The sequence below is a fragment of the Mesorhizobium sp. CNPSo 4670 genome (assembly GCF_057784235.1).
Genome location: NZ_JBWJFQ010000033.1, coordinates 26483 through 37614 on the forward strand (window position 1 = coordinate 26483; position 11132 = coordinate 37614).

11 protein-coding genes are annotated in these 11132 nt (G+C 58.9%); 6 read left to right on the forward strand and 5 right to left on the reverse strand.

All coding sequences use genetic code 11. The features are described from left to right. Positions 1-185 precede the first annotated feature (185 nt). Positions 186-1097, forward strand: coding sequence for an ankyrin repeat domain-containing protein (locus AC0ZT5_RS33390; protein ID WP_488499911.1), 912 nt, complete (start codon positions 186-188; stop codon positions 1095-1097). A gap of 413 nt (positions 1098-1510) precedes the next feature. Here the strand turns inward: AC0ZT5_RS33390 and AC0ZT5_RS33395 are convergent, their stop codons facing one another. The 3 genes from AC0ZT5_RS33395 to AC0ZT5_RS33405 all read right to left on the reverse strand — a co-directional run bounded on the left by AC0ZT5_RS33395 (position 1511) and on the right by AC0ZT5_RS33405 (position 4571). Beyond that, positions 1511-1753: a hypothetical protein gene (locus tag AC0ZT5_RS33395; protein ID WP_488499912.1), complete on the reverse strand. Its 243-nt coding sequence runs from the start codon at positions 1751-1753 to the stop codon at positions 1511-1513. An 843-nt stretch (positions 1754-2596) separates the two neighbouring features. Beyond that, on the reverse strand, positions 2597-4075 hold the full coding sequence (locus AC0ZT5_RS33400) for an EAL domain-containing protein (protein WP_488499913.1): 1479 nt from the start codon (positions 4073-4075) through the stop codon (positions 2597-2599). A gap of 196 nt (positions 4076-4271) precedes the next feature. Beyond that, on the reverse strand, positions 4272-4571 hold the full coding sequence (locus AC0ZT5_RS33405; protein ID WP_488499914.1) for a hypothetical protein: 300 nt from the start codon (positions 4569-4571) through the stop codon (positions 4272-4274). 102 nt (positions 4572-4673) lie between these two features. On the opposite strand from AC0ZT5_RS33405, the gene AC0ZT5_RS33410 reads away from it, so the two are divergent. The 3 genes from AC0ZT5_RS33410 (at position 4674) to AC0ZT5_RS33420 (ending at position 6129) form a co-directional block, all read left to right on the forward strand. After that, the gene (locus tag AC0ZT5_RS33410) at positions 4674-4916 is read left to right on the forward strand and encodes a hypothetical protein (protein ID WP_488499915.1); all 243 of its coding nucleotides are present in this window, start codon (positions 4674-4676) and stop codon (positions 4914-4916) included. A 232-nt stretch (positions 4917-5148) separates the two neighbouring features. Beyond that, positions 5149-5598, forward strand: coding sequence for a universal stress protein (locus tag AC0ZT5_RS33415; RefSeq protein WP_488499916.1), 450 nt, complete (start codon positions 5149-5151; stop codon positions 5596-5598). 318 nt (positions 5599-5916) lie between these two features. Further along, the gene (locus AC0ZT5_RS33420; protein WP_488499917.1) at positions 5917-6129 is read left to right on the forward strand and encodes a Flp family type IVb pilin; all 213 of its coding nucleotides are present in this window, start codon (positions 5917-5919) and stop codon (positions 6127-6129) included. A gap of 108 nt (positions 6130-6237) precedes the next feature. On the opposite strand, the gene AC0ZT5_RS33425 is transcribed toward AC0ZT5_RS33420, so the two are convergent. Then, complete coding sequence (locus tag AC0ZT5_RS33425; RefSeq protein WP_488499918.1) at positions 6238-6513, reverse strand: hypothetical protein; 276 nt, start codon at positions 6511-6513, stop codon at positions 6238-6240. 475 nt (positions 6514-6988) lie between these two features. On the opposite strand from AC0ZT5_RS33425, the gene AC0ZT5_RS33430 reads away from it, so the two are divergent. Together AC0ZT5_RS33430 and AC0ZT5_RS33435 are read left to right on the forward strand one after the other, a co-directional pair. Further along, the gene (locus AC0ZT5_RS33430; RefSeq protein ID WP_488499919.1) at positions 6989-7147 is read left to right on the forward strand and encodes a hypothetical protein; all 159 of its coding nucleotides are present in this window, start codon (positions 6989-6991) and stop codon (positions 7145-7147) included. A 670-nt stretch (positions 7148-7817) separates the two neighbouring features. Then, positions 7818-8600 (forward strand): alpha/beta fold hydrolase, encoded by a 783-nt coding sequence (locus tag AC0ZT5_RS33435; protein ID WP_488499920.1) that lies wholly within the window; start codon positions 7818-7820, stop codon positions 8598-8600. Positions 8601-9443: 843 nt separating this feature from the next. Here AC0ZT5_RS33435 and AC0ZT5_RS33440 read toward each other — a convergent pair. Continuing rightward, positions 9444-10598 carry a sulfite oxidase gene (locus tag AC0ZT5_RS33440; protein WP_488499933.1) on the reverse strand — a complete coding sequence of 385 codons (1155 nt, stop codon included), beginning with the start codon at positions 10596-10598 and terminating at the stop codon, positions 9444-9446. Positions 10599-11132 lie beyond the last annotated feature (534 nt).

Here is an 11132-nt window from a genome sequence, read left to right on the forward strand (position 1 = left end):
GCGCAATGGCGAAGAGGTTTTAAGCCGCGCCACGCATCAAAGTAGCACCGACCCATGTTGGGCTTCCAACCCATCAATTGGATGACGCGGGCTCATCTATATTAGCTAACGCTTAACGAAGCCGCTGGCCGTGAGCGATGATCGGGTGTAGTCTTTTCGATCCGTATCGGCGGAGGGACAGCCGCATGCGTGGTCTGATCGGCAGCTTGCTCATTTGTCTGGGGGCGCTCTCAACCACCCAGGCCGGTCCGCTTCATGATGCGGCCAAGAGCGGCGATCTAAATGCAATTGCGTCGGCGCTTGATGCCGGCGCCAATATTGAGGAGCAGGAGAAGGGCGCCACGCCGCTCTTCCTGGCTGTGCGCAGCGGCCACGCGGAGGCCGCGGAACTACTGATCAAGCGCGGCGCCGATGTCAACAAGGAGTCGGCGCTCGGCATGCCGATGACGGTTGCCGTGCTGAAGGACGCCGCCGACATGATCCGGCTGCTGCTGGCGCATGGCGCAGACGCCAATGGCACGACGCGGGGCGAGCCGATGCTGACCCTCGCCGTCGCCAACGGCTGTCTCGACTGCGTCAAGGTGCTGGTCGAGGCCGGCGCCGACGTCAATGCCATCTGGATCCAAGGTGACCCCGCCCAGCGGCCGAGCATCATCACGCCCTACCACCTTGCCAGGCACGACGACCATGCCGACATCGCCGCCTACCTCAAGGCCCATGGCGTCGTCATCCTGAAACCGGAGCCCATTTCCGCCAAGCTGGCGGCCGGCGACCCTGCAAAGGGCGCGACGTTCTTTGCCTCCACCTGCGCCCCCTGCCATGTCGTACGGCCAAAGGACAATTCTACCGTAGGGCCGAACCTGTGGGACGTCGTCGGACGCGACAAGGCCTCAACGAAGTTCGACCGCTACTCCAAGACCCTGCTGGCCTGGGATGGGTCTTGGACCTACGAGGATCTCAACACCTTCCTCGCTGGTCCGACGCTGACCACGCCCGGCGTCAACATGGAATTCCGCGGCGTGCCCGATGAAGCCGACCGGCTGAACGTGATCGCCTATCTGCGAACGCTCGCTGGCTCGCCGGTTCCGCTGCCGTAATCTGCCTGGCCGGCGCCCGGTTTGTACGGGATTGAAGTCCAGGAAGGCGCTAGTTGTCGGACTTCACCATCGAGTTATCGGCATATTAGCTACTGCTCAACCAAGACTTAGGTCCAATTGCGCGCTGCTGCTAAGCCGTAGGATATTGTGGTTCTGGCGCTGCCGCTTACCTATCGCCTATGAACAAAACGAAACTCGCGCTCTGGGTTGCGCTGGTGGTCCTGGCCGTGTTGCTCATGGTCGGCATTTATCTGTTCATTCAAGCGGACGCGCCCGATTGGTCATCGCGCATTTGATAGCCTATTCGGGGTCGTCTTTTCGCCAGACGCTTCAATGGAAAGGCGCTGCTCTCGCAGCCGCCGTCTTGGACTCTCTCGTGCCTATTGGCGGTACTAAGACTGAGGTCCCACAAGCTACCCAGCCGTAGGAGGCCGCACCGGTCCGGTAGTGTTCCACGGGATAAACTCGACTTCCTTCCCGGTCACTTCCCGCACCGCCTTCAACAGCACCTCATGTAGGATCCGCGTTGAGCGGTAGTGATCGCAGCTAGGCGATATCAGTGGCTTGACGATGCTGATGTGAAGCGCCTCCGCCGCCGTCAGGAAGCGATCAATTTGAGCCTGTGAAACCTGCTTGGAAGGTTTGGATCTGGCCATAGTAGCGAACTCCTTTGAAGGGGTCGCCGCAACGGAGAGGAATATAATCCTCGCCTTCTGGCCGGCAAGGGCTTTTGCTCATTCTTCCCTGAAATCTTGCAGCGAGGCGTGCCGCAGATCTTCCTCGCCGCGCAAGTGCTTTACGCGCCCGATGATCCTCGGCTTGACCCATTGTGTCGCCGGCCGCTTCATGCCCTTCGGTGGCGGCCCGGCGTGTTCCTGGACGCGTTTCCACAACCGGTCTCGGATGGCGCTGCGAGCGTTGATGAAGCCGAACCGACATATCTCCCGGTCGCACGATCCGCCATCAGCGCAAACGCCGGTTTGCGGTCGCAGATCGGACTGTCGCTTTTGGTGCCAAGTCTTCCGCGAACTCCGGGGTAAACTGAGCACCTGAAACGCAAAAGCCCGCCACCTTGGGTAAAAGGTGACGGGCTCCGAAGACGCCAGCAGAGGGACATTAGCTGGCAGAGAGGCAACTTTCTGCGGAAACATTAGTTGCAACTAAAATACATAAAGATCCCGCCACCGGGAAACGATGGCGGGAAGTGGGGTGGCGCTCGGGGAGTGACCGCCGAGCAGGATCAAAACTTCGCTCTCTGCAACAGGTTCCTAGCACACGAAAAAGCCCGCCACCTTTCGGCATTGGGCAAGGTATGGAGTGCTGGGATCAACCAGCATAGGGTCAACGAGCGGCGGAGGGGTTGGTTGCGGCGAACGATTTTCGCACCGCTATCTCTACCAGCGCACCAAATCACGCGGCATCGCTCCTCCTATTGCCCGGATCGACCGGGCGTTCTTTTGCTCACAGCCGCAAGCTTTTACCTAGCTGAGGGCCTCCGATTAGGCCGCCGATTGGACCAAGGTCGCCACGGCAGTGCGACGAGGCTTCCTGCGGTTGAAGTAGTCCATAAAATCGAGGGCAGAAACTGGTTTCGAAAAGAGCCAGCCCTGTCCGAAGCCAACCTGGTGCTCGACCAGATAGTCGAGTTGTTCCTTGGTCTCTATACCTTCGGCCACAATCAGCAGGTTGAGCGCTTTCGCCATTTCGATAATGTGTAGCGTTACCGCGCTCGTAGCCGTGTCTTTGCCGATCGTATCAACGAACGATTTGTCGATCTTCAGGGCGTCGAGGGGAAGCTTGGCAAGGTACTGCAGGCTTGAATAGCCCGTGCCGAAATCGTCGATCGCCACTGCGTGACCAAGCGCTCTGGCGCGGGTGATCGTATGAACTGTAGGCTTCAAATCGAGACATCCCCTCTCGGTTGCCTCGAGCCAAATCTGGGACGGTTCGATTCCTGTCCCGACCAGTGCGGACTGCAGCACATCAAGAACGCGCCCCGTCTTCATATCCACAGCGGCAAAGTTGATCGCGATATGGAGGTCACGGTTTTCTGTCAGTGCGGCGCCAAGATCGGCGATGACATTGGCGATGACCTGATCGGTGATCGGCAGAATCAGGCCTGTCTCTTCGGCGAGCGGAATGAAGAGATCTGGCCGCACCATTGAGCCGTCGGGACGGCGCCACCGGACCAATGCTTCGGCACCGGTGCAGGCGCCAGTCTTGAGTTCCAGAATTGGCTGGTATTGGACTACAAATTCCCTATTCGCGACTGCGAGTGCGAGTTCACCTTCGGGGGACAAGCGCTTGCGTGAGAAATAGACGACAATCCCCACTATGATCGCCGCCATACCTGCGCCGATAGGCAACATAAACAGGAGTTCGCGCCAAAGATGCCGCCGCGTCTGGGCGCGGGGTAGCGCGGCCGCAGCTTGCCATTCGCCGTGCTTTGCGCGGGCTATGATGAAGTCATCGTCAAATGAAGATTGGCGCGCCTGATCGAAAAGGTTCCTGCCCGCGTCATCATCGGCGACAACAAGGTTTCCGCTCTCATGAGCCACCGCCAGCTTCACCTGTGGGTCGCCGATGACATCGAACATACGCATCGGGTCGACCAGCACGTTGTAGCTGCCGAGTTGGATAGCCATCATCCGTTTGCCACGGGTGACACGTGGACTCATGTCTGTCGTGACCTCGATATCACCTTTCGTCCTGAAGGTTCCAGGCTCCAGGGCGACGTCGACTGTTGTCGGCCCCCAGGACGTGCACCGAAGTTTGCCCGCTTCGAAATATCCGATCTCGTCCACGGCTCGTGCGTTCATGGTAAGGCGGCGCATCTCGGCGATATGGTCGGAGGAGCACGGGACGTAGCCGGAGGCGCTTATCGTATGAAGCACCTCGGTCGCCTGATTGAACATGAAAACTGTTCTATCGATCGCCTGATCGGCGAGTTGGCTCAGCCGCTCCGTGTCATCTGCCACGGCTGCTTGCCACGAGAGGTAGACCGCGCCGGCTATCGGGACCGCGGTACCGAGTAATCCAAGTCCCACGGCGACAAAAATGACGCTTCTTGGGTGCATCGATACCGACCTCCGCCGTAAGTCTGCACCAACAAGCTTAAGAATACAGAAAACAAATAGCTAAATTCAGCGATCCAGCCCCTTTGCGAATGTTCCGTCAACCCGGTGGCTTCCTCTCGAACGTCGGTTTCCAGTCACGGTTCCGCTCCCGTAGTTGGCCTTCGTAGTCGGGAATGACCGTGAAAAACACCGGGCGCCGATCGCGGCCGGCAGCCTTGCATCTGGCGCAGGCGAACAGCCCGACCAGATCTTGGTGCATCGCGCCGTGATCGGGGCCGAGCCTATCGATCAGCGCCTGGATGTCGAGCTTGGTCGACTTGGCGCACATCGGATGCCCGCAATTGACGTAGACGCTTTCGCGGGCTGCGAGGGTATCGGCGAGTGTCTTTTGAGGCATGGCGATCTCCGTTGAAGGGGTCGCCGCAACGAGGACTATATTCCTCGCACCGATCGTTGATGGCAAGAGGCTGGAACCAAATCCCACATCCCGGCTTGCTCTATGCGTCAGACCCCCAGCAGCGATCGAAACAACCGATTGACGGAGGTTCCTATGGCAAACAGAAGCGAAACCAGGCGGGTGCAGCTAGACCGTCTCGCCTCATCGATACCGAAGCATGAGTTCGAGTTTCTGATGAAGATTGGCAAAATGACACGGCCGGAAGCGTTGGCGCTGATCGAAAGGCACAATGGCGACCGAACAGAGATTTATGCCGATCTGGCGCGCAAAAATGCAGAGCGGTGAATCTACCCTACAGCCGCACGAACCTATCAAGCCCCAGACGTCGCAGCTGGACTTCCGCGAAGACCAGAGCGAAGGATTCCAAATCGAATGATCGGGTTAGTTCTTCGTCGTCCTCGACCGCGCGGACATGGCGGCATGATGGTCGGCGCAAGCTACGATCCGCGCGAATGATGTGGCATAATTGGCTGTCGCCCGACTTTGGGGACATTGCATTCGATCCGTGTGGCACAAGATGTATCATCATATCCTGATCCCCACCGATGGCTCGGAAAGATCCGAGAATGCCGTTGCGCACGGCGTTGGCCTCGCCGCGGCCCTGAACGCACAAGTAACTATTCTTACGGTGGAAGCGCCGTTGCATTCGATCGCATCCGACCCCACGCCGGTCGTCGAGATCCCTGGGGCGGCCGAATTCGTTCATAAGCTTTTGCATGGAACGCCGGAGGAGTATCTCGCTTCCGCCGCAGCCGTCGCGGCAGCCAGTCAGGTGTCCTTCGAGACTGTCCACATCAAGCATGAGCATTGCTTCGCAGCTATCATCGAAACGGCTGAAGCCAGGGGCTGCGATCTCATCGTCATGTCATCACATAGGCGAAGTGGGATATCGGCGGTGCTGCTCGGAAGCGTAACGCTCAAGGTGCTGACACACAGCAACATCCCTGTGCTTGTTCACCGTTCGTAGAGTTGGTCGCGTGTTGCCGTTTGCCAACTCCCAATGCGCTCCTGCCGCATGCCTTCGCGGGCGGGTTGAAATAACGGGATATATCCTCCGGATAGCGTCCGTCGATTGATGAGGCCATGGTTAAGCGGCCGAAATTCCGTGACAAATCACGTAGTTACCCTTGTGCGAAAAGTAGGCGCCGAAGTCTTCGCGGTTAACGATCCGTTAAAATCCCTTTGACTCCGTATATTAGCAGGAACAGATTTAATGCCGGGACTGGGGAATGAGCACCTACAGGGGCACCTCTGTCCAGGGTAAGGGTGTAACAGGGGTAATCACATGAAGAAGTTCATCATGCAGTTTCGCGACGACGAATCCGGCGCCGCGATGGTCGAATACTCCATTCTCGTCGGCATCATCGCCGCCGTTTCGCTGCTCGCAATCCTGGCGATCGGCGGCTGGGTTGGTGATCAGTTCACCGGTCTCTGCCACAACCTTAACACCAAGGGTGTCACGGCTGGTGGCGGCACCGGCGGCGATTGCACTCCGTAACAGCGCGCCCTGAACCCGGCGCGCTTGCGATAGATGGGTTGGGGACTTACTCTTTGGAGGTTTTGCCCCCTCCAGGAAGGGTCGACGTTCGTAGCGCCGGCCCTTTTTTCATACGAACGATTCGATCTTCGCGAGGCCATAACTGACGCTGCCAGTGCCAGCCGAATAGCCAGTGACGTTGACGGTAGCCGCCTCGCTCACGCCGCTCTTGTAGTAGCCCTGCCAGTTGGTGGCGCCGTTGTCGATTCCGACGGCGGACGTGGCGCTGAAATGCATTGCGACGATGACATTCTTGGCGGCGTTGAGGGAATAGGTGATCTCGTCAGAGACGATCGAATTGCCGGTTGTCACCGTGGCGCCAGCACTGCCGGTGTTGAACGTCAACTGTGTCGGCGTCGTTTCGAAGTCGTAATCGTCCCCGACCGAAGCGCCGGCTAGCAAGCATCGATGGTGAAGCCGCCGGAGCTACCCGCCTTCAAGGTACGCGAACCTTTGACCCGCCGCCGTTGGCCAAGGCCGCGGCATTGACGCGAACGCGAAGCGTGTAGCCGTTCCAGCCGCTATTGTTGCCGGTCGGGTTTGCAAATCCTCGGCTTCGTCCTTCAACTTCGGCCAGTCCGCGCCGTGCTTGCGGAGCAGGCCGCGCGCCTGTTTGGGCGACAAGTCCGTAACTTCAGTGAGGTGTTGAACCTCTAGCTCCTGGCCCTTTACTACCCGGCTCGCGCCGCTTGATTTCTTGACGACCATTTCTGCGTCCTTCCCCGGTGTACCAACCAGATGAACGATCACCGGTCTCCATGGCTCCGGCATACGGAACTATCTGCCTGCCGCGTGGTTTCTCCGTTGAAGGAGAATTATGATGCTTAGACTGTTGATCCGCCTCGGTGCGATCTATGCGGCGATTCGAATCGGCAGGGAATACGGCCGTGCCGATGCGGAGGTCATGCTGTTGCCGCCTGTCGACTACGAGAGACGCCCATCGGCAAGGAACGAGGCGGAGTTTGGGGAGCCGACCTAAGTGCGGCTCCGACTAGGTCGGTCGTCAGCAACGTATCTGAGGCACGTTTCATGTTGCCGTCATGGCGCCGCTCCGTGGAGAAGGTTGGTTTCCAGTGCCCTTCCCTCTACCACCATTCCGCAACCCATTTGACGCCGTGGGCAAAGCGCCCTCGCCCAAGAGTGCTGTTAGCGGCTCAGCGATTTCGACTTCCCGCCGATCCCTGATGGATCTCGAAACACGGCGACGGTTTCGATCAAGTCGGGCGCGATCAGGGTCCGCTTGTCGTCGTGGCTGAGTTCGCCAGACACCTAGATTGTGCCTCCGACCTTGATCGCCCGTCCGTAGCCGAAGGCATCTTCCCACAACGCCCAAACAGGCTCTTTTCCATTCGCTGCGTGTGTGTGTGCAGCATATACTGTCTTGCTGCGTGGGCCAACCCGCCCATCCGGGCAATCTGGCCGTGTTGGACCGAAACATCCGCAAGGTCGCGAGTGTCTTCAAACTGCTTTCGTACGGAATTGATCGGCTGAAATGCGGCTCGCGCGTGTGGCCCTGGTTCCCTACTCGCTTGACGTTCTTCCGTAAGGCTGCTCCTGCTTGGGCGCGAAGTTTATGCACTGAACACGTTCTCAGGCCCAGGCGAATCGCTCTCACAACCAGGCACTGAGATCTCTGAAGGAGATATCGGATGAAGACATTTCTTGCCGGATTGGCAATCGCTGGCGCCGTATTTGGGGCCATCGTGAGTAGTGCAGTTGCGCAGCAGGCCAAGCCCACCATCGTCCTGGTGCACGGCGCATTCGCGGACTCGTCGAGTTGGAACGGTGTCGTCAAGATTCTCGAGAAGGATGGCTACCCTGTCGTAGGCGCCGCGAATCCTCTCCGTAGCGTCAAAGGTGATGCGCAGTACGTCTCGAACATTCTGGCCGGCATCAAATCCCCCGTCGTCCTGGTTGGACATTCCTACGGCGGTAGTGTCATTACCAACGCCGCTAACGGCAATGCGAATGTCAAAGCGCTGGTCTACGTCGCTGCATTTGCGCCCGATACGGGAGAATCCGCGCTCGGACTTACTGGCAAGTTTCCCGGAAGCACGCTCGGTGACAAACTAGCTCCGCCGGTGACGCTGTCGAGTGGCGGGATTGATCTCTACATTCAGCAGGACAAGTTCCATGATCAATTCGCGGCGGATGTTCCGGAACCAGATGCAACCTTGATGGCTGCGGCGCAACGGCCGGTCACCGAAACTGCTCTCAAAGAGGGATCAGGTGATGCCGCCTGGAAAAAGATTCCGTCGTGGTTCATCTATGGCGACAAGGACTTGAATATTCCGCCGCAGGCTCTGGGGTTCATGGCGGAACGGGCGCACTCCAAGCAAACGGTAGTCATCAAAGGGGCTTCGCACGTGGTGATGGTATCGAACCCCGCGGCCGTCGCGCAGATGATCGAGAGCGCGGCAACTGCACAATAGGTGCGACTGAACCGTTCGAGTACACCTCGACACCACGAGCAGATCAGCAGCCTCACTGCCGATCGCTCCGGTTACGTTCCAATCCAGCCACGCGGGCCAGCCCGCGTGCTGATGCACGCATCAATGTTGAGTTAATATGCCACCCCCCACGCAGGAGCATTGGTAGGCCGACCTTTTCGAGCGGATAATGCGCTCGGATTTGGAGGGTCGGCTGCTTGACGCCTTATTCCATCAGATGCAGCGTGTGACGCCTGTCAGACTCCATCGAGACCGAGATCGCAGTTCTGGCGCTCGAAAGTCCGACCGCGGGTCGAGGACGATCTCTGCCTTCGGCGCCCGAGACATTGAGCCCCAGGCGCAGTTAGATCGACTGGCTGCGATCAACCGTAGCAGCGAAGCGGGAACCGGCAGTTCGATGAGTGGGGGAAAGGCGGTAGCGCTCTCCCGCTACCAGTCCACACAAACGAACATTTCTCTGTGGCGAAGAACGCGCCCATGGCGCCCAGCGATGGCGCGGTCTGTAGTCAATAGCTGCGGATCTACACTCGGCAACACCGACCAAATCGCTCTCTGATAGGCCAATATTCTCCGAAGCTGGGGGGGTAGATCGTTCCACCCCCAGCCATGGATTTCCAGCAATTTCAATGACATCGACGCCCGAAGGCTGACGGTGGTTTTGCGACTCTACTCCTGCGGGCCGACCTGACCATTCATTTCTGCGACCTTACCGCCTGCCGTGTTTTCAACCACTGCAAATTGGTTATGCCCACGGGCGCAACGGGGTCGCATTCAATCCCGTCGCCAAACAGCTTTCCAGGCGGCTTCGCTCACGGCGCCGAGCCGTCAACTGACCTGAATACGGCGGGTCACCTGTCCGTTGCTCTCCCAATAGGTGTGTTTTTTGGCAATCCACGGATCGCTCATGGCCGGCTGAATGTTGCCGCTCTTATCGATCGCGCGCGAGGTGACTGCGTGCTCCCCGGCGGACGGCTTGGGCCAGTCCAGAGACCACATCTTCCAGGCGAACTCCGCCTCTTCGGTGCCGTCAATGGTCGCCGGCATCCACGGGCCATCGTCGATCTTCACCTCGACCCGGTCGATCGGCGCACCCCAAGCGGCTCCGACGATCCGGTAATCGCTGCCGATATGGGTCACCCGGGCCGGCGCCGATTTGAGGCGTGCCCGTCCGACGGAGGTTTCCGCCCACACGGTCTCGCCATTATGGTCTTCCTCGCGGACCGTGACGTAGTCGCGTCCCATGAACCGGCTCTCGAATCGCTGGTCGCGCACCTCGATGCGCTTGAGCCATTTCGCGTTCGCGATCCCGTACCAGCCCGGCGCTATCAGCCGCAGCGGGAACCCGTTGTCGGCCGGCAAGGAAGTTCCGTTCATTTCGTAGCAAAGGATGTTCTTTGGATCCATGGCGTCGGCCAGCGACATGCTGCGCGCGAAATTCTGCTTGAACGTGACCTCGTCGGCTCGTTTGATCTCGCCTTCGTCTGTGCCCCAGAAGACGACCTCGATGCCGCTGTCGAGGACCCCGGCCTCCTTCAGGATCGGGGCGAGCGGCGTACCCGCCCAGCGGGCATTGCCGATTCCGCCGTTGAAAAACGGCAGGCCGGTATTGCCCGAACATTCGATTGTGAAGGTGACTTCCTCGCGCGGCCGGGCCTTGATATCGACAAGCGTCAGGGCCATCGGCTTTTTGACCAGGCCGGCGATTTCGAGCTTCCACGTGCCTGCGTCGATGACCGGCCTGTTGAAATGCGCGATTGAAAAGAACTTGTCATTGGGTGTCACCCACGAATTGAGGTCCTCCCAGACAATCTGATTCTTGATGACCTCTGGCACCGGGTTCGGTGGCAGTTGATCGAGCCATTTGACGACTTCCTCGCCGGGCCGTGTCGGAAAAGCGTAAGCCCGCGAGGCATGAAGGGCGGCGATTGCGGCAAGAGCCACGCTCCCTTGAATAAGTTCTCTGCGTTGAAGATGAGGCATGCTGTTTCCCTCCAGTTGATCCGGAACGGGCTGCAGCATGCCTTTTGGGCCGTAGCCTGATCACGGACAGGCGCATATTGAACGACTGCCCATCCGGATGTCCGGACAGGTCATGCGATCAGCGAGGCTTCTCAAGCATGTGAGGCATTGGACGAAACTCTGCTTGGGTTTCGTCCCTGGAGAGTGCGCCTTTGAAATTGAAGTGTCCACAACTTGGACGGGATAGTGGCTTTGCGGTATTCCTGCTGGATTCCCGGTCCTGCAAAAAGTCGGAGCTCGGTAGCACCTGGTTTCAAAAGCGAAGACAATGATGCGGACGCCAGCTTGCGCGGAACCAGTGCGAGTTGGAGAAGGTTGGATCTCAGTTGCTCTCCCTCTACCATCCTCAAATTCCAAACAATTCTCCGATGCGCCCATGCGTTCCCGAAGGCCCAGCGTTTGCGGGATGTGTGGCCGAAAGCCGGGCGGAGCGGAAACAACGTTCCCGCCCAAACGGCTCTCCGAATGCCCATCTTTCTCCGAAGCTGGGGAGTA